Raw genomic sequence first — 24,486 nt, 5'->3', positions numbered from 1 at the left:
AAATCACCAGTTACAAGTTGTTTTTTTTTTATAATAACATCGTTATCAGAAAAAAAGAGCAGAAGGCTTTAAGCCTCCCGCTCCGTCCGTTATCTGAATTGACTTGTTTGTCCCGCTAATTGTTGCTCGGCGATTTGTACGAGACGACGGGTAATGTTGCCTCCGATGCGCCCCGTATCCTTAGTCAGCATGCTTCCGTAATAGCCATCCTGAGGCATTGAAATTCCGAGCTCTTGACAGGCTTCGTATTTCAATTGAGCCAAGCCTTTTTGAGCTTGCGGAACAACGTTTTGGTTGCTGTTTCTGTTTGCCATTCATTATCACCTCCAGTATTTACCGCGTATTATGCTTCTTCAAACTCCACGTTATGCATCGATTTAACGCAAATTCATGCAACGAACCCACTTTCTACGAACTACTCCTCGTCGACGGGATTCGGGATACGGTCCTTATATACATCCCAATAGAAATTTCCGTTAGAGCTCCTAACGGCATAGAAGATATCCGGTATGGCGAGGCCATGCTTCTTAAGCTCCGAGTCGAGCCATTCATTCAAAGCGTTGTCCTTCAGATTCGCCTTCACCGTTTCCCCCTCCATGATTAGCTCGACGGGAAAAGACGTCGGTTGAGTCGCGATCGAAAAGTCTTTTTTTACAAGCTGTTGAAACTCGGGCTTTTTCAGAATTGACAGCTTACCGTTTAACTCCAGCACGGCGTATTCTACTTCCTCGATATTAAAGCAGTCTTTCAGCCTTAACTCTTGGTTTAACGTATCCAACGTAAAATAAATCCGCTTCAGGTTCTCTTCGAGAATTTTCCCTTTTTCGATCACAATCGTCGGTTTCCCCGAGATCCACTTTCTTGAACTTCTGAATTTAAGGGCAAGCAAGGACAACAGGAATACGCACAAGGTGAACGTGAGTATCGAAGCGATAAATATGCCTGTATGTATTTTGATGTTGAAAGAAAGATTACCCGCAATCGTTCCCAATAGGATGACGAACGCGAAATCGAAGTAACCCATCTGAGATATCGCTTGTTTGCCCAGCAACCGGGCGATAACGATGACCAATACAATCGCGATTATCGTTCTAATCCCCACTTCGATATATACGGGCAAGACGAATGCACTCCCTCCTAGTTTTCTCTTTGCACGCGTGAAAATCATCCTCCTAATATCTGTGCGGATATGGCGATTTATCCAAGACGAGTATCGGCTCTACAAAAATGTTGGTGTTGTTGGATAGAGATGGCATTTTTTTCGGTAATAATGTTACAATTAGCAAAATATCGTCGTTTTTTGTCGTAAAAGATAGGGACAAGAGACATACCGGGAGGAACAATGCGGGATGGTGAGCAATAAAACGATTATTGGGCATAATTGGTTTTTTGTCCTATCCATTTTCATGCTTATTTGCGGGGTATCGATCGTTTGGATGTTATTCGCGCCAACGCCGTATGCTCCGACAACCGCCAATGAAATCGTATTGCATGAAAATGAAGGCATCTATTCCGTGAATGATCGGATGGATGTTTTCGTAGACGAGGATGGCAAGAGGAAGCTTGCGGATATTCAAACACCCGAAGTGGCTACGCGATTTCAACCCGCATTTGGCAAGTCCGCATTCGGATTGACTGCAGGTACCTATTGGATCAGGACGACGGTCATTAATCAATCTCCGCTTGAGCAATGGGTCATTCGCCTGAACAATTCGGTTATCGAGCAGTTTGAATTGTACATATTGGACGGAAAATCCGCCGGAGCCGCCCCGCCTAGGATCATCGAGAAAGCGGACGAGCATTTCCCCTCTTCTTATCTCCATTTGCCCGCGAACGACCCGGTCGTCATCTATATGAAAATCGTCATTAACGGTTCGATGATTATCCCGATCGAATTAATGGATAACCATTCCTTTCTAGTTAATCTTAAAAACGATTATTTGTTTTTCGGTCTGTATTACGGATTCGTGCTGATGATGGCGGCATACATGCTATCGCTATTTATTTTCAATAGAATCAAAGCCTATTTATATTACTCCCTTTACATATTGTGTTTCAGCGTTTCACAGCTCGTATGGAACGGATTACTTCAGGAATTGCTTGGAAAGGAAAGTCGATTATTGGCCTTCCTGCTAAGCGTATTCGGTAATTACGAAGGCATTGACTACTTTTTCTTCATTGCCTGCCTCTGGTTCGGACTCTTGTTTCTTGGCAAAATACTGCAATTGGAAGTATATGCTCCGCGCATGCTCATCATATACCGGATACTCAATATCGCGTCACCTCTAATTTTGATCGCTTCCTTGTTTCACTTTCCCGGATATGAAACCTTAGCCATCTTATACGAATCGGCGTTTGCCATACTCCTTATCATCAGTACGGCATGGAGTATGTACAGAGGAAATCTAGCGGCTCGCTACGTCGTTCTGGCGGCGATTCCTTTCCTTGGACTAGCCATGCCTACGATCTTGAATACGTTTAGCTTGATGCAAGAAAGCTTCTTAACCCACTATGGATTTCAATTAGGCTCCATTGCCGAATTCATCATGTTCTCGATTGCTCTATCCTATCAAGTAAGGCAGAACCGCATAGATAAAGAAAACGCTCTTCAGCAGATCAAGGTTAACGAACGAATTCAACAAGCCCGCAACGAGCTGCTTCAGAACATCTCCCATGATATTCGAACGCCGCTTACGATCGTGCAAGGCGGAATCCAAGCGATGATCCGCGGCGTGGAAATCGCCCCCGAAGGGAACGACAGATTTCTCAAAACCATGTATACCAAGGTTCTCTACATTAATACGTTCATTGATAATCTATTCGAATTAAGTCGCCTCGAGCAAGCTAAGGAAAGATCATCCGCCAAATCGATCCGCTTCGCCGATTGGATTGCGCAAGAATTCGATTCGTTCTCCTCTCAGATTCATAGCGACGGATTACAATATAAATCTACGGTTGCCGTGGATCCTCAGCTCGTGATTACGATCCATTCTCACGAAATACGGCGCGTAATTGCCAATCTCGTGCACAATGCTTGCAAATTTTCTCCAAAGGGAGGAACTGTTCATCTTCAAGCCAACTCCGGCGACGGCGAAGTTCTCGTATGCATAGAAGACGAGGGAATGGGCATTTCTCCGGAACATTCGGATAACGTCTTTAACCGGACCTATAAGGTCGATCCGGCTAGTCCGATGAGCGGAAGCGGGCTGGGGCTTGCGATTGCGAAAGAAATCGTCGACCTTCACAATGGGCTTATCTGGATAGAGAGTAAGCTTGGTGAGGGCAGCCGCTTCTACTTTAAGCTGCCCGCGGTTTGATTCTAAACGAAATAAAGTCGACAACGGTAATTTACCGATGTCGACTTTTTTGTGGAGCCATCTTATGCCATTTAGCCCTCAAACACGATATTCATCTCGAGAACGTCGCTTGTATTCAGCGTTATCGGTATCGATAATACGGTCATTTTAACCGCGGATATTTCCATTTGAGTTCCTACTATGACGGTTGGCGGAGTGATATCCAATGTAATGCCTTCCTGCGAGAAATGACTCATCGCATTGCCGCAAATCATATTGGCCAATTCGGAGATCGCGCTTTGCTCCAATGCGCCCAAGGAGGTGACCGTTGCCCCTCCCATCATGGAAGAAACGATTTGCAATAGACTCGTAATTGACCCCCCTAAATACATTTGACCTCGTATATCGCCTGTAATTCCTACGAGAGTTAATACCTCAAGTCCCGAAAATGGAGAGCTCTTGATGGAAGGGCTCCCGACACGACATGGCAATTGGAACTGTTCGAATACATGGGTAGCCGCTTTAACGAACGAATTAATGTATACTGCTTTCAATGGTTTTCACTCTTTCTTGTATAGACATAAAAAACCTCCCGAATAGGAGGTTTTGAGCACCTTCTTATTTCGGCAACTGGCTGGCTTGACGCATTTCGATGCGCTGTAGCCCCTATAGCTTTGCGACCCCGTTTTTCAACGGGTGTGCCTTTTCTATTTATTGAAAAAATAGGTAATCCGACAAATAGACTTATAGTTCGACAATACTACTCATTGAAGAAACTGTCAATTACTTAGGTTAAAAGATACGGGTTGAAGGTCATACTAAATGGTTAAATTTTCTTCTCGATGATTCTAAACGAGGCGGTAGCCAATGAACAAAGCGTATCCTTCTCGCTTCTGAGCGTTGCCTGCGTCGTAACCGTTTTACCGGAGACGTGCACGATTTCGGCGATCGCCGTCACTTTCCCTACCCTAACCGGAGAGGTGAAATGAACGTTCATGCTCGAAGTCACCACGTCTTCCCCCGGCCTTGCCGCCATTGCTATTATCCCCATAGCCGAATCCAGCAAAGTCGCGTGAACTCCTCCGTGCAGAATTCCGATCAGATTAAGATGATGCTCCCGTACATCGAGCGATACGATCACTTTCGTCTCGTCCATATATTCCAGCTCGCATCCGACATGACCCCAGAACGTATTCCGCGCGATTTCCGCCAGCTGTTCCATTCTGCTCCGTCCGTTCGTCGAATCCATTTCCGTTCCTCCTTCCCCTCTGGCTAGTACGCGAATTTCTCCGATTGAATAACCTGAGCTGCGATCTGGCGTTTGGCTTGTATCGTATTCCATGCCGTGCGACGGGTTAACTTCTTAAGCACCGAGAGCTGCGTACGCAATGCGTCTCCGTCATCAATGGCCGATAATGCTTCTTTGGCGAACGCTTCGATATTCTCGAAAGCTTCGTGGACGAAAATACGGGTCATCAGGGAAGCCGTGGCCGCTTTCTGCTCTCCCTGCTTGCTGATCCGTTTCTGCGTGCGCAGCAAGGCGCTTTCCATGGCGAAGATCTGAATCATCATATCCGCCAGCAGGCTAAGCACTTCTTGCTCCTGCTCCAGCTTCAATTGATATTTCTGAACGGCTGCTCCTCCCGCCATGAGGAAAATCTTCTTCGCCGTCGCTACGAGATGCTCCTCTTCCTCTAGAACGCCTTCGAATGTTTGACCCGGCACGTATTGCAACAGCTCGGACTGGAGCGCTTTCGCTTTCTGAAGCAGCGGAAGCTCGCCTTTCATGGCGCGTTTGATCAGCGTTCCGGGAATGAGCAGCCGATTGATTTCGTTCGTCCCTTCGAAAATCCGGTTGATGCGCGAGTCCCGATAAATCCGTTCGATCTTGTATTCCTGAATAAAGCCATAGCCGCCGTGTATTTGTACCCCTTCGTCCGCAACGAAATCCAACGCTTCCGAACCGAATACCTTGTTGATGGAGCATTCGATCGCATACTCCGCGATCGCTTTGGCCGACTGGACGCCGGCTTCCGGACTGTCGTGATCGATTTGGCCGAGCCTTGCGTCCATTAAGCCGGCGGTACGGTAAACCATGCTTTCCAGCACGTAAGCCCGAATATTCATTTCGGCGAGCTTCTTGCCGACCAGCGGGAATGAGGAGATGGGCTTGCCGAATTGCGTGCGCTGATTGGCATACTTGGCGCTCAGCTCTATCGCTTGCTTGGAAGCTCCCAAGCAGCCGGAAGCCAGCTTGAAACGGCCGATGTTCAATATATTGAACGCGATCAAGTGTCCTTTGCCGACTTCCCAGAGCAAGTTCTCCGCCGGAACCTTGACGTCCTCGAGAATAAGCGGGCGCGTTGAGGAGCCTTTAATCCCCATCTTCTTCTCTTCGGGTCCGAAGCTTACGCCGCCCATCGTTCTCTCTACGATAAAGGTGCTGAACTCATTGCCGTTTACCTTCGCATAGACGATGAAGATATCCGCGAAGCCGGCATTCGTGATGAATTGCTTCGCTCCGTTAAGTACGTAGTGCTTGCCGTCTTCCGATAGGACGGCGGTCGTCTTCGCCCCAAGCGCGTCCGAGCCCGATGAGGGCTCCGTCAAGCAGTAAGCCGCAATCTTCCTGCCAGCCGCTAGATCCGGCAAATACTTCGTCTTCTGGTCCGTTGTCCCGAAGTATACGATAGGTAAGGTCCCGATGCCTACGTGCGCGCCGATGGTAAGCGCGAACGAGGAGGCTTTGGATAATCTTTCGCTGATCAGCGTCGAGCTCACCTTATCTAATCCGAGACCCTCGTAAGCTTCCGGTACATCCGCTCCGAGCAGTCCGACCTCGCCGGCTTTTCTCATTAGCTTAACCGTAAGCTCGTAGTCCAGCTTTTCGAGCTCTTCGTCGACCGGAACGATTTCTCCCTCCACGAAGTCCGACGTCATCTCCGCGATCATGCGCTGCTCTTCCGTCCATTCATCGGGAGTAACGATCGAGAGAAAATCGATATCGTCGATAATGAAGCTTCCGCCGATTCCTTTATCCGCTGATTTTGCCATCCTGCGCATCTCCTCTTCCTCTATTCAGGATATACTTCGAACACGCCGGCCGCGCCCATTCCGCCGCCGATGCACATCGACACCACGCCATAACCTCCGCCGCGTCGACGCAGCTCATGGATCAAGCTCGTCGTAAGCTTCGTGCCCGTGCAGCCGAGCGGATGACCCAACGCGATCGCTCCGCCGTTAACGTTGACCTTGCTCTCGTCCAGCTCCAATTGCCGAATGATATGCAAGCATTGCGAGGCGAAGGCTTCGTTAATCTCGAACAATCCGATGTCCGCGAGAGTAAGACCCGCCCGTTGCAGCGCTTTAGGAATCGCCTTTACCGGGCCGACCCCCATGAGTTCGGGGTCCACGCCGGCTAACGCGAAGGATTTGAAGCTCGCGAGCGGCTTTAGTCCAAGCTCTTCCGCCTTTTCCCTGCTCATGACCAGTACCGCTGCCGCTCCGTCGCTCACTTGCGAGGTATTGCCTGCCGTAACGCTCCCGCCAGCCTTAAACGCAGGCTTCAGCTTTGCTAGAACCTCGGGCGTAGTATCCGCTCGTACCCCTTCGTCCTTCTCTAGAACGATCGGCTTCACCCAAAGCTTTCCATCGTCGCCGAAGCCTCTCAACACTGTGCTAACCGCTATGATTTCGTCGCGAAACACGTCTGAATCCAACGCTGCCGCCGCTTTCCAGTGACTCGAAGCCGCGAACTTGTCTTGGTCCTCTCTCGATATCCCATGCCGATCGGCGACATTCTCTGCCGTATGACCCATCCCGATATAGACTTGGGGCATCTCCTCTACGATGGACGGATGCGGCGAGGGCTTGAACCCCGTCATGGGGACATGGCTCATGCTTTCCACTCCGCCGGCAATGATGATGTCCGCGCTTCCAGCTAAGATTCGTTCCGCAGCGAAGGCGATCGATTGCAGTCCGGAGGAGCAGAACCGGTTGATGGTTAACGCCGGAACGGACGTAGGAAATCCGGCGTATAACGACATGATCCGGGCGAAGTTCAAGCCTTGCTCCCCTTCAGGCATCGCGCATCCGATGATGATATCCTCCACGTCCTCCTTCTTTACGCCCGGAGCACGATCGATCACGGCCTGCAAAACGATTTTCCCGAGATCCTCGGCCCGAGTATGAATAAGGCTTCCTTTCTTGGCCCTTCCTACCGGAGTTCTAACGGCGGCAACGATAACGGCTTCTCTCATTGCTAGTCACCTCTCCTCCTATGAATTAATTGCGAAGAGCTTTCCCTTTGGCGAGCATATGCTGCATCCGTTGCTGAGTCTTCGGCTCGCCGCACAGGCTAAGGAACGCCTCCCGCTCCAGATCCAGCATGTATTGCTCGGTCACCAACGTCCCCGATGGAACGTCGCCGCCCGCAATGACGTGCGCGAGCTTGCCCGCAATCAACAAATCGTGGTCGCTAATGTAGCCGCTTTGTTTCATGGCTAACGCGCCAAGCTTAAGAACGGCCTTTCCGTCGGCGCCTACCACCCTGATTTTCTCTGCTGGAGCGACATCATAGCCGGCTTGAACGAATCGCAATGCCGACTGCTTAGCCTCGTATATCAAATAATCCCGATTCGCGATTACCCGATCCGAAGGACGGAAATACCCCAGCTGCTTGGCATCATTCGCGCTCGTGGAAACCTTGGCCGTTCCTATGGTCATGAACATATCGTTAATGAAGGGCTGCAAATCGATTTCCGGCTTCGGGTTCGCTCTGCTAATACGAAGAGCCATTTCCTTGCAGCCGCCGCCGGCAGGAATAAGTCCCACCCCGACTTCGACTAAGCCGTAATACGTTTCCGCGTAGGCGCATACTTCGTCGGCCGGAAGACAAACCTCCACTCCGCCCCCGAGCGTCATAAGATGCGGCGCGGCAATTACCGGCTTCTCGAAGTGCTTAAGCTTCATCATCGTGTTCTGAAACTGCCGAATGATCCGGTCGACTTCGTCCCACTCCTCATCCTGCGCCTCCATGAGCAGCAGCATGATGTTTGCGCCGACGCAGAAGTGGCGTCCCTCGTTAGCGATAATCAGCGCGTCGTAGTTCAGACGCACCTCGTCTACGCTCTGTTGAATCATCGTCAGAATATCGGAGCCGATCGCGTTGTTCGGCGAATGAAATTCCAGACAGGCCACGCCGTTGCCGATATCGATCAAGCTCGCGCCGCCGTTTCCGCGAATGACCTTGTTTTGTTCCTTTAAGGTTGCAAGCGAGATAATTTCCGGAGACTGATCCATCTCGCGATATTTCCCATCGTTGAAGTATAGAAGCTTTGCGTTTTCCTTCAGGAAGAACGAGCTGTTTCCCGCGGCCACCCATTCCTTGACCCAGCTTGGAACGACGGTTCCTTCGGCTTCCATGCGTTCAACGGATTTCGCGAGTCCGATCGCGTCCCAGAGCTCGAACGGGCCGAGCTCCCAGTTGAAACCCCACCTCATCGCCTTGTCGATATCGGCTATCGAACCGGCGATCTCTCCCACCTTGGAAGCGGAATAGACAAGCGTCTTCTTCAGAATCTCCCAGGCTAGCTCCGAATACCGATCTTTAGCGCCCAGCAACGCTTTCGTTTTATTGATGGCGCCTTTGGCGGTTTTCGCGGCTTCCAGAGCGGCGGATGCGGGCTTCTTGCTTCCGGAATACTCCATGGTCGATAGATCGAGCGACAGAATCTCGCTTCCTTGTTCGCCCTTGATCTTCTTATAGAAGCCCTGACCGGCCTTTTCTCCGATCCACCCGCGCGAGACCATATCCTTTAATACTTGAGGAGGCTCGAAAATCAGCTTCTCGTCGCCGCCGTCGACCTTGTCGAATACGTTGTTCGCCACATGCACGAAGGTGTCCAGCCCGACAAGATCCAGCGTTCGGAACGTCGCGCTCTTCGGCCTGCCCATAGCCGGGCCGGTAACGGCATCCACCTCTTCCACCGTAAATCCTTTGTCTACCATGGCCTGAAGGGTAACGAGCAGTCCGTAAGTCCCGATGCGATTCGCTATGAAGTTCGGCGTATCCTTGGCGATTACGACGCCTTTTCCAAGCCTTCTCTCGCTCGCTTCCACGATCCGCGCCACAATGTCCGAATCCGTGTTCTCGCCGGGAATTACTTCCATTAGCTTCATATAACGCGGGGGGTTAAAGAAATGCGTACCGAGAAAATGAGTCTTAAAAAGCTCGCCGCAGCCTTCCGCCATTTCATTAATGGAGATCCCCGACGTGTTGGAGCTGACGACAATACCCGGCTTCCAGTGCTCTTCGATTTTGCGAAGCAGCTCCCGTTTAACGGCTAGATTCTCGACGACAACCTCGATGACCCAATCCACGTTCCGGATTTGGCTAAGGTGATCTTCGATATTACCGGGCGTTATTCGACTTGCGAAGGAATCATCGTATAGCGGCGACGGCTTGAGCGACGGGAGCTTAGCTATTGCATTCGCGGCCAAACGATTCCGCACTGCGGGGTGCTCAAGCGATACTCCTTTGGCTTCTTCATCCGGGGTGAGCGTTGTAGGCACGATATCAAGCAACAAGCTTGAAATGCCGACATTCGCAAGCTGCGCCGCAATGCTAGCCCCCATAACGCCCGAGCCGATAACGGCGGCTTTCCTAATATTGGCTGCCATACGATTCTACCTCCTAATTAATGATAGATTTACCGAATACGGCTTGCTCCAAAATCTCCGCGATATCGCGTGCCTTAACGCTATCTTCCACCTCCTTCTGCTTAGTGCCGTCTTCGAGCATCGTGAGACAAAACGGACAGGCGCTGCTGATCATCGTCGGGTTCGTTAACAGCGCTTGCTCCGTTCGTGCCACGTTGACGCGCTTGCCGGAGGTTTCCTCCATCCACATCATGCCGCCCCCCGCACCGCAGCACATTCCGTTTTCCCGCGATCGTTCCATTTCGAGCAGTACTACGCCCGGAATCGCCCTCAGAACGTTCCGCGGCTGATCATAGACATTGTTGTAACGCCCCAGGTAACAGGAATCGTGATAGGTAATCCTTTCGTTCACTTCATGCTTCGGTTTGAGCTTACCCGAGCGTATTAACTCTTCGAGGAGCTGGGTATGGTGCAGTATCTCGACCCCCTCCAGTCCAAAGTCAGGATATTCGTTCTTTAACGTATTGAAGGTATGCGGACATGCGGTCACGATCCGCTTCACGCCGTATTTCCGGAAGGTCGCGATATTCTCTTGGCATAATTGCTGAAATAGCAGCTCGTTTCCCATCCTGCGAGGGGTATCTCCCGAATTTTTCTCCTCGTTCCCGAGAATGGCGAAATCGATTCCGGCCTCGTTCAGCAATCGCACAAGAGCTCTGGATACCTTACGGGAACGGTTATCGTAGGAGCCCATCGATCCGACGAAAAACAGGATATCGAAATCAGGCTTATCCTTAACGGTCGGAACGGGAATGCCGCCTATCTCCTCCACCCACTTGCTGCGGTCGTTACGGCTGATGCCCCATGGATTGCCTTGCCTTTCGATGTTCTGCATCGCCCGTTGTCCCTCTTGCGGGATGCTGCCCTCCATCAGGACGAGATGACGGCGGAGATCGATAATTTTATCGACGTGCTCGTTGGCTACCGGACATTGATCTTCGCAGTTCCGGCAGGTCGTGCATGCCCAAATCTCTTCCTCCGTCATGACGTCGCCGATTAAGTTCATCTCCCCCGCTTGTATATCCGACGGCTGCCAGGTTTCTTTCTGCCATGCCATCGTTGGGGCGATGTCCGTTATAGAAGCTTTCTCGGTCGGTTGAGCGAACCACTCTGGATGAGCGCTAACCATGTTTCCGCGGTGCTGCGTATTTCCCGTCGGGAAAGCCAAAGCCGGCATCCAAGGCGACTTCGCGGTGATCGAGGCGCCTTTCTCCGTCAGATGATCGCGGAGCTTCACGATGAGATGCATCGGCGACAGCGCCTTGCCCGTATTCGACGCCGGGCATACGTTCGTACATCTCCCGCACTCGACGCAAGCGTAGAAATCCAGCATTTGCTTCCGGGTAAAATCTTCGATCTTGCCTACGCCGAACGATTCGGCCTCCTCGTTATCCAGATCAAGCTTGCGAAGCCTTCCGACCGGATCGCTTCGTCCCAGAAAAATATTGATAGGCGCAGTAATAATATGAAAATGCTTGGATTGCGGGATATACACGAGGAAAGTAAGCAGGATAATCAAATGCGCCCACCAGAAGGCGAAAAACGAGGCTTTCGCGCCTCCTGTTGATAGAAAATCGAACAATGAAGCGATAATCGAGGATATCGGCGCGTAAGCCGAAGCTTCATGCCCGAGCCATATTCGGTGAAAACCAAGCGAGAGAAGAACCGATAGCATGAGGAAGAAAATCAGGAACAATACGATGCTCGGCTTCCAATCTTTCTTCAACCGTTTCAGCTTCTCTCCGTATCTGCGGTAAGCCGCGTATCCGGTTGCTAGCACGATAAGCAGCACCGTAATCTCCTGCGAGAGACCGAAGGCCGCGTATCCGGGAATCGGGAGCGGGTCACCGCCGGATAGCCCGGTATAAATAAGATCCAGAGCGCCGAACTGTAAGATGATGAAGCCGTAGAAGATGACGAGGTGCATGAATCCGCTCTTGCGATCTTTCAGCAATTTCCGATGACCTAAACCTTGCGAGACAAGCTCTCTTACTCTCTTTTTCCAATCGAGGAACCTCTCTTCGGGCTGCCCTAGCTTCATGTAGAGGTACCGATGATAAACGGCCCTGTAAAATAAAGAAAGAGCATATCCAACCGCCAGCAAAAATAGGATGTAATGCGTCCACGTCCAGAACATGAGCAACCGTCCCTTCGGAAAGTCGAATTGTAGATTGCATTAGATCGGATTCGAAAATGAATGGCACTTCATTCAGTTTTTGGTTTGATTCTTACGTCGAGGTGAGCGAATGGCAAGTAAAAAAACGGAAAAATTCGATCGGATCATCGACGCCGCCGTTAAGGTGTTCGCCGAGACCGGCTATCATGGCTCGCAGGTTTCGAAGATCGCCCGCGAAGCCGGAGTAGCCGACGGAACCATATATCTATACTTCAAGAGCAAAGAAGATATTCTCGTCTCCCTCTTCCGCTTGCGGCTTGGGGAGCTCGTCGGCAAATTCAAAGAAAGCGTGGAGGCTTCGACCGCCGCGGATGAAGCGATTCGCAAAATATGCGAGCTCCATTATAGCGAGCTCGAGAACAATCCGGACTTCGCATACGTCACCCAGATCGAACTCCGTCAAAGCTCGCTCGAGCTTCGTAAAGCTATAGGTCAAGCCCTCAAGCCATATATTCAATTAATCGAGGACGTATTGGTTCAAGGGATGGAGGAAGGAACCTTCCGCCAAGGGCTGGATGTCAAATTAACCCGTCTTCTTATTTTCGGAGGAATCGACGAGGCGGTGACTTCGTGGCTCATTTCCGGTCGCAAATACTCTCTCAGCGCGCAGATTAATAGCACCGCGGCGTTTTTCCTAAAGGCTCTCAAGCCTTGATTCGCATACCGGCTCGTAATCATAGAGAGGAGCAATATCCATGAATGTGTACGTGATTCTCAAGCAAACCTTCGATACCGAGGAGAAGATCGCGATTCGGAATGGTCGAGTCTCCGAAGATGGAGTCAAATTCGTCATTAACCCTTACGACGAATATGCGGTAGAAGAAGCGATACGGATCAAAGAAGCGAGCGGAGGCCAGGTCATAGTCGTCTCCGTTGGTCCCGAACGAAGCGCCGAAGCTCTAAGAACCGCGCTCGCCATGGGTGCCGACGAAGCGGTACTTCTCTCGGGAGACGGCATTCCCGCCGATGAATATTCCGTTTCCGTCGCGCTTGCGGCCTTCTTCGCGGATCAATCTTACGACCTAATCCTCGGAGGCAACTTCTCGGTTGATAACGGGGCAGGTCAAGTCGCTATCCGCTTAGCCGGACTTCTCGGAATTCCTCATGTCTCTTCGGTCACGAAGCTTGAATTGTTCAATGGAAAAGCAAACGTAGAGAGAGACGCGGAGGGCGACTTGGAGGTATTGGAAGTCTCTCTTCCTGCCCTGTTCACTGCCCAGCAAGGGTTAAACGAGCCGCGTTATCCCTCGCTCCCCGGTATCATGAAAGCGAAGAAAAAGCCTTTCCGCCATATCGCGTTGGATGAACTCGCCATTGATCCCGAACGGTTGACGGCAAGAACCAAACAAACCGAGATTAACCTTCCTCCGGCAAGGATAGCCGGGCAAATTCTCCAAGGAGATCTACCGTCGCAAGCCGCCGAAATCGTACAATTGCTTCGCACGAACTCTAAAGTCATTTAATTCCGGACGACATGGATATCTAAGGAGGATTCTACTTATGAGCCATACGTATCTGATTATAGCGGAGCACCGCGACGGGAAAATTCGTCAAGTTACTTTGGAAGCGCTTCAAGCAGCTCGTACGATTTCTCATGATGGCGACCGAATTTCGGCCGTCCTCCTAGGGAGCGAACTCGATTCCTTGGCAAGCCAGCTTTCGGGCTATCCTCTATCCGAAATCCATCTGATCGACCACGACGGCTTGCGGCACTATAATCCGGAAGCTTACGTTGGAGCGTTGATTCCCCTTCTCGACTCTTTACGACCGGATGCGATTTTTACCGGACATACCGCTTTGGGTCGCGACCTCGCGCCTGCAATCGCGGCGCAGCTTCGGGCCGGCCAGTTGTCCGATGTCATCTCCTTAGAGGGTAACGGCGAAGGGGCTATTTTCAATAGAGCTATCTACGCGGGAAAAGCCTTCGAGAAAAAGCAATTTCAGAGCTTCCCATGGGTCGTTACCGTTAGGCCTAACAATTTTCCTGCCATCGAGCCCTCCTCCTCCGGACTACAGAACGATCAAATCATTAAGGTGGAATATACTCCGCCTACATCTCTTCATACTCTAGTGAAAGAAGTCGTTCGGAAAACAACGGGAAAAGTGGATCTTACGGAAGCTAAAATCATCGTTTCAGGGGGGCGAGGCGTCAAAAGCGAGGATGGCTTCAAGCCATTGGAAGAGCTGGCGAACGTGCTTGGAGGCGCGGTTGGCGCTTCCCGGGGAGCCTGCGATTCGGGTTATTGCAACTATGCGCTGCAGATCGGGCAGACCGGTAAGGTCGTCACCCCCGAAATCTATATCGCATGCGGCATAAGCGGCGCCATCCAGCATCTGGCCGGCATGAGCCAATCGCGCATCATTATCGCCATCAATAAAGATCCGGAAGCGCCTATCTTCAAGGTTGCCGACTACGGAATCGTCGGCGATCTGTTCGAGGTCGTTCCTCTTCTTACTCAAGAATTTCGGAAAGCGTTGGTCTAGAGGATGGGACCCTTCGCGAACGATCTATTAAAGGACAAAGTCGTTCTCATAACCGGCGGAGCTACCGGTTTGGGCCGTGCCATGGGGGAAAAATTTCTCGAGCTAGGGGCTAAGCTAGCCATAGCCGGCAGACGCGAGGAAGTACTCAAACAGGCATCGCACGAAATGGATTCTACTGGAAGCGCCATCTTCTATAAGAGCTGCGACGTTCGGGATCCCGTACAAATCCATGAGTTTGTAGATGCGGTCTGCCAGCGATTCGGCCGGATCGATATTCTCGTTAACAATGCGGCCGGCAACTTCATCAGCCCTACGGAGCGCCTCTCGCCCCGAGCGGTAGATGCCGTATTAAATATCGTTCTTCATGGCACCTTCTATACGACCTTGGAAGTCGGGAAGCGTTGGATCGAGCAAGGGCAGAGCGGAACGATGCTTAATATAGTGACCACCTATGCTTCTTCCGGTTCCGGGTTTGTCGTTCCATCCGCCGCGGCCAAGGCTGGGGTAATGGCCTTAACCCGATCTCTCGCGGTGGAATGGGCTAGATACGGAATCCGCCAAATCGCCATCGCGCCGGGACCCTTCCCGACGGAAGGAGCTTGGTCCAGGCTTTCCCCGACGCCCGAGATTCAGGACAAGATGATCAACCGCATCCCCCTGAAGCGCGTCGGCGACAAAGAAGAACTGGCGAATCTGGCAGCCTTCTTAGTCTCCGACTACGCGGGATATATGAACGGCGAAGTCGTTACGATCGACGGCGGAGAGTGGCTACAAGGCGCGGGTCAATTCAATGACCTTATCGATGTGACCGAACAGCAATGGGATGAGTTGGCGGCTCTCACTAGGAAAGGGAAGTGAGCAATTGAACTAAGCAAAAACGAGAAAACAGGCTTCTGAGGTTATCCATCAGGAGCCTATTTTTCTTTATAAATAGCTATACGATCGCATCGTACTCACGTCAATTACGTCATCAAGGTCGAACCCATCGGATACAAAGCACTTACAAGCTACGACAATTGCAAGCATTTCGCTCTTAGCAGGTACGTGTATCGTCCATTCTTTCTCCAATTCGTCTTCCTGATGTCGGAAAAAGACTTGTATCATCTTTTGTCTACGCTTCATTCCCTCTTCCTCCTTCGGGAAACATAACCTCCGTTATTGATATGTCTCTACCCGCTTATCTAATTCCATTTCCTTCTAGTCAACCCTTTAATGGCCTCCCCGATAATCCAAGAACAACTCCAACACTGTGATCATAAGAAGAGAAGCCATAAAGTCCGGCTTCACTCCGTTACGTAAATCAACCTTTGACGCTTCCTAGAACAAGTCCCGACGTGAAATACTTCTGCAAGAACGGATAAACGAGAAGAATCGGCAGCGTTCCCATGAACAACTGAGCCGCGCGGGACGTTCTCGCGTTAACGAGATTGAGCAAATCGGCATAATCGCCTCTTGACAGGTTGATGATGTTTTCCGGATTAATAATGACCGTTTGCAAATAGCTTTGCAGCGGATAATTTTCCGTGCGGTTCATCAGGATGAGTCCGTCGAACCACGAATTCCAATGGTTAACGATGCAGAACAAAGTCAAAGTGGCCAACGCGGGCTTCGATAACGGCGTAATGATCTTCCATAACACCGTCCAATGGCTGGCCCCGTCCATAAAAGCCGCTTCCTCCAGCTCTTTGGGCAGCCCGCGGAAAAAGTTAAGCAGAACGATGACGTTAAACACGGGAAGGGCGTTTGGCAGAATCAACGCCCAAATGGAGTCAATCAAGCCGGTTTTGCTAATGACGACGTACCACGGAATCAAGCCGCCGCTGAACAAGATCGTCACGACGAAAAACCAGGCATAGAAATTGCGCCACTTAAAGTTCCCCTTTTCCTTGGAAAGAGCATAGCCGGCGAGAATCGTCAGCAGCATGTTGACGACGACGCCGAGCGCGACCCTTTCTACGGCCACAAGCATCGACTGGGAAAACTGTTTGGATCTCATGGCGAATTCGTACGACGCCAACGTGAAATCGACCGGCCAAAACTTCACTTCCCCGGACGCAACGGCGGTACTACCGCTAAAGGAAGTCGCGAGCAAATTTATAAAAGGCAAGAGACAGATAAGCCCGACCAAGGACAGAAACGAATAATTAAAAATAACGAACAGCCGGGTTCCTAAAGTGTCATCGCGTGTCATCATCCATCCTATCCTTTCTTAGAAAATGCGATAGTCCGCGAACTTGGAGGCTAAATAATAGGAAAGCGCGATAAGAGTGAAAGAAATGACCGATTTAAACAATCCGATCGCGGTGGCCGGCGAGAACTGCGTCTGTTCGATGCCGAGCCGGTAGACGAAAGTGTCGATGATATCGCCGGTTTCGTATACTTGAGCGCTGTATAGATTGAAAATCTGGTCGAAGCCCGCGTTCAGCACGTTGCCGAGGCTCAAGACCGACATGAGCACGATGATCGGCGTAATACCCGGCAACGTAATATACAGCGTCTGCTTCCATCGGCCGGCTCCGTCGACGCGCGCCGATTCGTATAACGCGGGATCGATGCTCGTCAGCGCGGCCAAGTAAACGACCGTACCGAACCCGAAGCCCTTCCATACGTCGGAAACGATCATCGTTATCGGAAACCAGGTAGCATCGCCTAGGAAATAGATCGGATCGATGCCGATCAAACCTAGCGACTTATTGACTATGCCTTCCGAAGGAGACAAAATATCGATCAGCACGCCCGCCATGATGATCCACGACAGAAAGTTTGGCAAATAGATGAGCGTCTGGAACGTTCGCTTGAATAGGGATTTTCCGACTTCGTTCAATAACAACGCGAACGTGACCGGCACGACGATCAGGCCGATAATCTTGAACAAAGAGATCGTCAGCGTGTTCCACAAGACTTGCATCGAACCCGGCATGTCGTACACGTATTTGAAATTTTCCCAGCCGACCCAGGGAGAGTCGAACAAATGCGCGGGATTGAATTTTTGAAAAGCGATTAACAATCCGACCATCGGCAAGTAACTATAGATCAACACGAGCACGACCGAAGGCAGCAGCATAAGGTGCAACGGGGTTTCCCGGCTATTTCCGATTTTCAGCATCTCCGGCTCCTTCCGAAAAGCGAAGGCAAACGAAGAAATCCCGAAGATTTCCCCGTTCGCCTCCTTTTCTTTATTTGTTGTACTTATCGTTCATTTCTTTCGTAATGGCTTCGCCGCCGAGCTTGTTCCAGCTATCGACCATTTTGTCGAATTCGTCCAACGAAGCGCCCATAATGATTTTCGTAATCGCTTCCTTCTCCAATTTCTCCAAAGTCGCCTTTTTCTCGGCCATGGTCGGCGTATCTACGCCGCGATATTCCGTAGGCAGCACTCTGCCTTCGTCGAACAGCTTTTGAAGGATCGAGAACGAGCCGACCGAAGAGTTTTGCAGCCAACCGCCGATGCCGTCCGGATCTTTCGACTCTTCCCACTTGAGCGCTTGCTCGTATTTGCCAACGGAAGAAGCGGTCAGCTTCGAAACGTCCTTCGTCTTCAATGCTTCCGAAATTTGAGTGTATTCCCGCGTGCTCTGCTCCGGATCGTTAACGCTGACCGGACTGAGCCAAGCTCTGCCGCCCGCGTTAAAGTTAGTATATTGTTCGCCGTCGTTGGTAAGGTTGAGCTTGACGTACAGGTTAATGAGCTTGATAACCGCTTCCGGGTTCGCGAAATCTTTGTTCGCGACGACGTACGAGCCTACCGGCCAGTTGCCCGGCTGCAGGACGGGCTTGCCGTCGGCGGAAGGAATCGCGTAAGGCATCAGAACCGCTTCGGCACCGTTTTTCTTAATGATGTCCGGTCCCGGATAGAAGCCGTTCCAGTTCGAGCCGATCTCCATGCCGACTTTGCCGTTGGTGAGATCCTCGGCGATTTTAGCCGTATCCTTCAAGCCGAACTCCTTGCTGATCAAGCCTTTTTTGTACATGTTCTGAAGAACCGCCAAGCCCGCTTTCATCTCCGGCTGCACCGAGCCGTAAACGATTTTGCCGGACGCGTCCTTGATCCATGCGGCAGGAAAAGCATGATACGCGTTGAGGATGCCGTCGGCGAGCGCGATTCCCGTTCCGGAAATCGTCGTGTCGTAGAGGTTTTTGTTGATCGCGAGGCCGTAGGAATCGTCCTTGCCGTTGCCGTCCGGATCCTGCGTGGTGAACACTTCCGCGATATGGAGAAGTTCGTCCATCGACTGCGGAGGAGCGAGGTTGTACTTTTTCATCCAGTCGTCGCGAATCCAGACGACGCTCGGAATGCTGATCATCCCGAAATGCTGGGCGGAGATGCCCATCAGCTTCCCGTCGACCATGCCCGATTCGAAGCCGGCTTTATCGGAATCCATAATCCTTTTCAGCTCCGGAGAAGCATACTTCTCGTAAGCTTCCGTCATATCGGTGACGAGCCCCGAAGCGTTGACCTGAGCGAATTGGACGTTGTCGACCGTGTAGACGTCGGGCAATGAGCCGGAAGCGATGCTGACGTTCAGCTTCGTCTTGAACTGCGTGGCGTCCGCCGTCCAAAGATTTTTCATTTTAATATTGAAAGTGCTTTCGATTTCCCGAGTCCAAAGGTTGTCGTCGTAAGAATCGTTGCCGAGCTGCGTAATGCCGGTATTGGTCGATAGCGCCGTCGTCACTTCTAGCGGCTTCTCGTATTTCGTCCACGGCCCGTCTTCGTTCGCTGCGCTCGCCGACGGCGAAGCGGCGGATGTCTCTGTCGCCGGCGCGGCCGAACTTGCGCTTGAAGAGCTTGCGTTTTCTTTTTTGCTGCACGCCGATACGATCAGCGCCGCAACCAGTAAACACACGACGATTGCGGATACGCGAGCTTTTTTCGTTTGTCTCAACATAAACCCTCCTTGAATAAATGCGGTTCGTTACGATCTCTTCTCTCGGGAGGGGCCCCTACGAATTATTGTAAGCGTCACCAACAACGATTTATAGTTCAAACGGTTTACATTTGTTTGATCCGTTGACCGGCTTCGGCGATCGATTCAGGAAAGCTGGTTCCGATACTCGTTCGGAGTCATGCCCGTCGTTTTCTTGAACGCCGTCGCGAAATATTGAGGGGAATCGAACCCGGCGGCTCTTGCGATCTCCTGAATCGGACGCGATCCCTCTTCGAGCAGCTCTTTGGCTTTGCCGATTCGGGCTTTATTAATAAATTCGAACAGATTCATTCCCGTGGCTTGCTTGAAAAATCTCGAAACGTAGGAAGGATTATAATTCACTTTTTCCGAGATGCGAACAAGCGTCAGTTCTCCGTGAAGGTTGCCTCGTACGAAAGCTTTAATGCGCTCGATCAACTCGTCCTCGCGAATGGTCAGCTCGTCTTCCTTCAAAGCGAAGACGGCGCTGCCCAGCTCGCGCAAATAATCGAACGATTCCCGCCAGGAATCGAACCCGTTGGACGGGATTAGCTTGTTTAACGATATGCGTTCGGCAAGCTTGTCGGCTATGCGGTTTCTGTTGATATAGGTCAGAAATAACAGCGATATCGTATAGTACACTTGGGTAGCGGACAGATCGCGCATGCGGGAAACGTGCTTCAAGCCTTCGTCCACTTCGTCCAGCTTTTCGAAAAACTCCTTCCGAAGCCCTTGTTCCAGATAATCCTGCAAAACTGCCGTTTTCCTGGCATACAGGCTGCCGTCCACGGCCAGTTTATTGGCCGCATCCAACTCCGATGCTTCGTCTGCGCTAATCGTGCAAACGATCGGCATGCCCTTAGGAGAATGAATTCGGATGTCGGCCACGGATTTCAATAAGTCGCATTTTTCTTGTATCGAAGGCCATGGAACCGGTTGATCGTACAACACGAGCGAGATCTTCGTCTCCAGCGCTTCTTCGCTCGCGATCTGCAGCGTCTCCAACATCCCTTTGACGAATTGCGCCGTTTTCCTCCACGGCTTATCGTCGCTATCGGATGCGGAGTTATTCGAGATAAGTTCCGCGGTCGGTTGCAGGAGCCACAGAAAATCAAATTTGTCGATATCGACTAGCACATGGGTGGCAATCGACGATATATATTGTCCGGTCAGCGAGGAGAGCCCCCGGATGCTTAGAAATTTCTCCGAGTAATCTTCGCCGGCTATTCCGCCATGTACCCGGCCGAATAGCAGCAATACCGGCCGTTCCTCGTCGAAAGGAATCGCAAGCTTGTCCAGCCAACCCCGATCCGCGTCCGCCAATCGCACCTTGCCATCGATGACGTCGAGCAGCAGCTCCTTGCGCATCAGGTGGGCGACAAGTTCCTCTCGTTCCAGAGCGCGACTTCGCAATAAGCGATTGCCTAGCTCTTGCTCTAACGCGGCGATCGCCTGCCTGACGGCATCGACGATCTCTTCGTCGTCTTCCGTCTTCAACAGATAACTCACGCCGTTCTGCTTCACCGCGTTATAGATGTAATCGAAATCGTTGTATCCTGTAAGGAAAACGATTTTGCATCCCGGCCAGCTCATCTTGATTTGCTCCATTAATTCCAATCCGCTCATTCCCGGCATACGAATGTCCGACAAGACGACATCGAATTTGGATGCTTCCAACTTAAGCAAGGCTTCGTTGCCCGAGTATGCTTTGACGATGTCCAATTCCAAATTCGGCGTATCCATGAACAACTCGTACAGCCAATCTACGATATGTCTCTCGTCATCCACGATCATCAATCTATACATGTTCGCTAGCCCCCGCTTCCGCCGCAATAATCGTAAGACGTACCTTCAACCCTCCGATTTCCGCACGGGAAACCGCCAGACCGCTTCCTTCTCCGCAGAACAGCCTAACCCGTCTATGAATATTCGATAGGCCGGTAACTTCGGAATAGTCGTTGTCTCTCTGTATGCTCGGCAACAAATTGTCCAAGTCCGATTCCGACAACTCTTCCCCGTTATCCTCGACCGTAACGACGATGCCTCCGGCAATCGGCTCGAACCGTACGGCAAGCAAGCCATTTTCCTGCTTGTTCTCAAGTCCGTGCTCGAATGCGTTCTCGATAATCGGTTGAAGAATAAGCCGCGGAACCTCCAGGTGCGCGAGTCCCCCCGGAAAATCGGCGAATTCGACCGCGATTCTTCCCGCAAATCGCATCGCTTGAATCTCCGCATAGATCCGGGCATGCTCGACTTCCTTGTCCAACGTTACCGTATCCGCCGCATTCCTCGTCACGAACTGGAAATACCGGCCGATTTCCTTTGAAAATCGCAGTGCGTTCGCGTAGTCTTCCTTCTTAATGATCCGGTGCAACAGAAAATAGCTGTTATATAAAAAGTGCGGATTGATTTGCGTTTGCAGTTGCTTTAATTCGGCTTTCTGGCTCAGTATTTTCTGCTCGTATACTTGCTCGATCAGATTCTGCAATTTTTCGACCATCGCGTTATAACGTCTATACAAGTAGCCGAACTCGTCGCGGTGGGCATAATCGATTCGAATCTGAAGATTCCCGCTCTCCACCATTCTGAACGACCCGATCAGCTTGACGAGCGGCCTCTTAATTAACCGATAGAGGGAGAAGGAATAGACCGCCGTGATCATAATAGCTATAAAAAGGAAAATCCAGTTCCAAGTAACCAAGCTTTTCAACGATTTCAAAATACCCTCCTGCGGCAAAAAATAGGAAAGCGTAATTCCCGTATAATCGGACTTCGTGTATACGATCAAATAGGGTTGGCCGTGGAGCTCGAGCTTGATCGAACCGTTCCTGCTTTCTTGCGCGGCAACGTTTAACCGTTCGACTAATCGATCCCGCAAAACCTCGTCGTTCACGTTTTCCAACACGAACCGCTGCGAAGGCTGCCGCATCATGAATCCGCTGTCCTTATACCCGTCCAATTGGAGCAGCGCCGATTTCAAGGCCGTTTTGGACAGCTCGATCTCGATGATGAACAGAGGCGGTTTGCCTCCTTGCGCATAATTCGGGAAACCCGCCAACAACAGCAGCCGATCTTTCCACTGCACGAGCTGCGAGGCGGAATCGCTTTTCAACACCCTTAACTCATCGAACTCATCCCCCAAGATGTCGCTGTATACGCCCCTTGAATGTCCGTCCGCGTTGATGGACCAATTTAAGGAGGGGATGAGCACCCTGGCATCTTGTATATAACCGCTGCTATTCTTGATAGAGGACAACCTCTGATGAATTCGCAGAATCGCTTTCGTTTTCTCGAAATTATCCAAATACTGCGAGGCGTTGGCGATCTGATTCAAATCCTCGTCTTGCGTCATATCGAACTGCAGCTTCTGGATCCGCTGGATATCGTGATCGAGGCTGTCCATATAGTACTCGACCTGCAGCTTCATCGACTTGAAGATTTCCTCGGACATTTGCTGGCTGCTCCACTTATACATCCAAATCCCGAGCACGAATATCGGCACCATGCTGACGAGAAACGTAACGATTAGCCTTGTAAAGATCGAGTGCTTCCAGAAAACCCCCGTGTCGTTCATCCGTAATCCCCTCTATGTAAGCGTTTTAAAATATTCACATGATTCTATCACAGATTTCGAATGCGGGTAATGCCTTTGTTGGAGTGGGACTCTTGCGATCGTTATGTGTTCTATCGCACATTCAGAAACAAACGACGGCCACCATTGTATCGGAAACGCAGATAAGAGGCCCTGGTCCGATGTTCTGTCGGACTAGGGCCTCTTATTATCCTATACTGCTTCAATTTATCAAAAGCGATTGAGTCCGGTCACTAAGCGTCACCGAATGTTACTTCTCTTGCTTTTCCAGCATCCTAAGTAAGATCGTAACCGCTTCCGCCCGGGTCGTTTTCCCGTTCGGATCGAACCGATTGGCACTTTTGCCGTTAATAATCCCTAAATGTACAAGGCTTTTGACTGCTTCTTTCCCCCATGCCGGGATGCTGGAATCGTCCGCAAATCCGGTATCGCCGCTCGACTTCACAGACAGATCCAAAGCCCTCGCAATCATGGAAGCCATTTCGAGGCGTGTAATTTCGCCTCTAGGACGGAATGTGCCATCCGAGTAGCCGTTGATAATCCCCGCTTTTACAGCGAGCGCGACCGACTGTTTGGCCCATAGACTCAATACATTTAAGTCGGTGAAAACAAAATCTTCGCCTTCGCCCGTAAGCTTAAGCGCTTTGACAAGCAGAACAGCAAATTCTTCTCTGGTTACGGTACGGTTCGGTCTGAACGTACCGTCGTCATAACCGCTTACAATACCAAGCTCCGCAGCCTGAATAATAGTCGCTTCGGCCCAGTGGCCTTTGATATCCGTAAAATACTCCTTTCCGGCCGGAAGGTTGACGCTTGTTACAGCTTGCAATTCGTGAAGCGCCAACTCGGAATCCACGAGCTTGAACTCGCTTAGCGAGATTGTAGCAGCGCCGCTTTTCACTCGCTTGAATTGCAGCGTGACCAGATCCGCCTTGCCATTATAACCCGGCACGCTGCCTACCTTAGTGTGTGCGAATTCAATTGTACTCCCTTTGACGATCGGTTGAACGGCGAAGCCTTCCAACTGCGTTACTCCGGAAACGAAGGACAATCGGCCCGAATCAAATGTCACAATCAAGTCAAAAGCATACATGTCCTTGAGGCCATCGGCTTGAACGGTTACTTTAACAATTCCGTTTGTATCGCTCCATTTCATTTCGAAAGTCGGGTTGCTTTCTGCCGAAGCAGGTATGCTCCAGGTGACAAATAGGATTGTCAAGATCAGCGCGCTTAAACACCATTTCCGCATCATCACAGGATGGCCTGCCTTTCTTTATCAAGTCCGCATGCCCAATTGCTGGATTGGGCATG

General features: G+C 51.0%; 20 protein-coding genes and 1 riboswitch. Of the genes, 5 read left to right on the top strand and 15 right to left on the bottom strand.

The features are described 5' to 3' along the window. Positions 1-89: 89 nt before the first annotated feature. Together DFP95_RS20165 and DFP95_RS20160 are read right to left on the bottom strand one after the other, a co-directional pair. Positions 90-314 (bottom strand): alpha/beta-type small acid-soluble spore protein, encoded by a 225-nt coding sequence (locus tag DFP95_RS20165; protein ID WP_115994495.1) that lies wholly within the window; start codon positions 312-314, stop codon positions 90-92. Between the two features lie 101 nt (positions 315-415). Next, positions 416-1,120: a DUF421 domain-containing protein gene (locus DFP95_RS20160; RefSeq protein ID WP_115994494.1), complete on the bottom strand. Its 705-nt coding sequence runs from the start codon at positions 1,118-1,120 to the stop codon at positions 416-418. A gap of 229 nt (positions 1,121-1,349) precedes the next feature. On the opposite strand from DFP95_RS20160, the gene DFP95_RS20155 reads away from it, so the two are divergent. Further along, on the top strand, positions 1,350-3,317 hold the full coding sequence (locus tag DFP95_RS20155; protein ID WP_115994493.1) for a sensor histidine kinase: 1,968 nt from the start codon (positions 1,350-1,352) through the stop codon (positions 3,315-3,317). Between the two features lie 71 nt (positions 3,318-3,388). Here the strand turns inward: DFP95_RS20155 and DFP95_RS20150 are convergent, their stop codons facing one another. From DFP95_RS20150 to DFP95_RS20125, 6 genes are all read right to left on the bottom strand, one after another. Next, positions 3,389-3,850 carry a chemotaxis protein CheX gene (locus DFP95_RS20150; protein ID WP_115994492.1) on the bottom strand — a complete coding sequence of 154 codons (462 nt, stop codon included), beginning with the start codon at positions 3,848-3,850 and terminating at the stop codon, positions 3,389-3,391. Between the two features lie 68 nt (positions 3,851-3,918). Continuing rightward, positions 3,919-4,009: riboswitch (cyclic di-GMP riboswitch) on the bottom strand. 113 nt (positions 4,010-4,122) lie between these two features. Further along, positions 4,123-4,545 carry a PaaI family thioesterase gene (locus DFP95_RS20145; protein WP_115994491.1) on the bottom strand — a complete coding sequence of 141 codons (423 nt, stop codon included), beginning with the start codon at positions 4,543-4,545 and terminating at the stop codon, positions 4,123-4,125. A 23-nt stretch (positions 4,546-4,568) separates the two neighbouring features. Then, entirely contained in the window at positions 4,569-6,350 is a 1,782-nt protein-coding gene (locus DFP95_RS20140) for an acyl-CoA dehydrogenase family protein (protein WP_115994490.1), read from the bottom strand. Positions 6,351-6,370: 20 nt separating this feature from the next. After that, entirely contained in the window at positions 6,371-7,555 is a 1,185-nt protein-coding gene (locus DFP95_RS20135) for an acetyl-CoA C-acyltransferase (RefSeq protein WP_115994489.1), read from the bottom strand. Between the two features lie 25 nt (positions 7,556-7,580). Further along, positions 7,581-9,977, bottom strand: a complete 2,397-nt coding sequence (locus DFP95_RS20130) for a 3-hydroxyacyl-CoA dehydrogenase/enoyl-CoA hydratase family protein (protein ID WP_115994488.1) — start codon at positions 9,975-9,977, stop codon at positions 7,581-7,583. Between the two features lie 13 nt (positions 9,978-9,990). Continuing rightward, entirely contained in the window at positions 9,991-12,153 is a 2,163-nt protein-coding gene (locus DFP95_RS20125) for a heterodisulfide reductase-related iron-sulfur binding cluster (RefSeq protein ID WP_115994487.1), read from the bottom strand. A gap of 109 nt (positions 12,154-12,262) precedes the next feature. Between DFP95_RS20125 and DFP95_RS20120 the strand changes: the two genes are divergently transcribed. Genes DFP95_RS20120 through DFP95_RS20105 form a run of 4 tightly spaced genes read left to right on the top strand, consistent with a single transcriptional unit; the run spans position 12,263 to position 15,534 of the window. Further along, the gene (locus DFP95_RS20120; RefSeq protein ID WP_115994486.1) at positions 12,263-12,847 is read left to right on the top strand and encodes a fatty acid metabolism transcriptional regulator FadR; all 585 of its coding nucleotides are present in this window, start codon (positions 12,263-12,265) and stop codon (positions 12,845-12,847) included. 40 nt (positions 12,848-12,887) lie between these two features. Beyond that, positions 12,888-13,655, top strand: a complete 768-nt coding sequence (locus tag DFP95_RS20115; protein WP_115994485.1) for an electron transfer flavoprotein subunit beta/FixA family protein — start codon at positions 12,888-12,890, stop codon at positions 13,653-13,655. Between the two features lie 37 nt (positions 13,656-13,692). Continuing rightward, positions 13,693-14,676 carry an electron transfer flavoprotein subunit alpha/FixB family protein gene (locus DFP95_RS20110; protein ID WP_115994484.1) on the top strand — a complete coding sequence of 328 codons (984 nt, stop codon included), beginning with the start codon at positions 13,693-13,695 and terminating at the stop codon, positions 14,674-14,676. A 3-nt stretch (positions 14,677-14,679) separates the two neighbouring features. Next, a complete protein-coding gene (locus DFP95_RS20105) occupies positions 14,680-15,534 on the top strand; it encodes an SDR family oxidoreductase (RefSeq protein WP_115994483.1) in 855 nt (284 codons plus the stop codon). Between the two features lie 66 nt (positions 15,535-15,600). On the opposite strand, the gene DFP95_RS20100 is transcribed toward DFP95_RS20105, so the two are convergent. The 7 genes from DFP95_RS20100 to DFP95_RS20070 form a co-directional block, all read right to left on the bottom strand. Continuing rightward, positions 15,601-15,798, bottom strand: coding sequence for a hypothetical protein (locus DFP95_RS20100; protein ID WP_115994482.1), 198 nt, complete (start codon positions 15,796-15,798; stop codon positions 15,601-15,603). A 178-nt stretch (positions 15,799-15,976) separates the two neighbouring features. Further along, complete coding sequence (locus tag DFP95_RS20095; protein WP_115994481.1) at positions 15,977-16,870, bottom strand: ABC transporter permease subunit; 894 nt, start codon at positions 16,868-16,870, stop codon at positions 15,977-15,979. 15 nt (positions 16,871-16,885) lie between these two features. Continuing rightward, on the bottom strand, positions 16,886-17,782 hold the full coding sequence (locus tag DFP95_RS20090; protein ID WP_115994480.1) for an ABC transporter permease: 897 nt from the start codon (positions 17,780-17,782) through the stop codon (positions 16,886-16,888). 70 nt (positions 17,783-17,852) lie between these two features. Next, positions 17,853-19,565, bottom strand: a complete 1,713-nt coding sequence (locus DFP95_RS20085) for a type 2 periplasmic-binding domain-containing protein (RefSeq protein WP_115994479.1) — start codon at positions 19,563-19,565, stop codon at positions 17,853-17,855. Between the two features lie 144 nt (positions 19,566-19,709). Beyond that, entirely contained in the window at positions 19,710-21,389 is a 1,680-nt protein-coding gene (locus DFP95_RS20080) for a helix-turn-helix domain-containing protein (protein WP_115994478.1), read from the bottom strand. After that, positions 21,382-23,157 (bottom strand): sensor histidine kinase, encoded by a 1,776-nt coding sequence (locus tag DFP95_RS20075; RefSeq protein WP_115994477.1) that lies wholly within the window; start codon positions 23,155-23,157, stop codon positions 21,382-21,384. The genes DFP95_RS20080 and DFP95_RS20075 overlap by 8 nt, the downstream gene beginning before the upstream one ends. A 268-nt stretch (positions 23,158-23,425) precedes the next feature. Continuing rightward, on the bottom strand, positions 23,426-24,427 hold the full coding sequence (locus DFP95_RS20070) for an S-layer homology domain-containing protein (protein WP_115994476.1): 1,002 nt from the start codon (positions 24,425-24,427) through the stop codon (positions 23,426-23,428). Between the last annotated feature and the right edge of the window lie 59 nt (positions 24,428-24,486).

Origin of the sequence: Cohnella lupini (assembly GCF_003386205.1) — a bacterium.
In the GTDB taxonomy this organism is placed as follows: Bacteria; Bacillota; Bacilli; order Paenibacillales; family Paenibacillaceae; genus Cohnella; species Cohnella lupini.
This window is presented reverse-complemented; position numbering and strand designations above follow the sequence as displayed.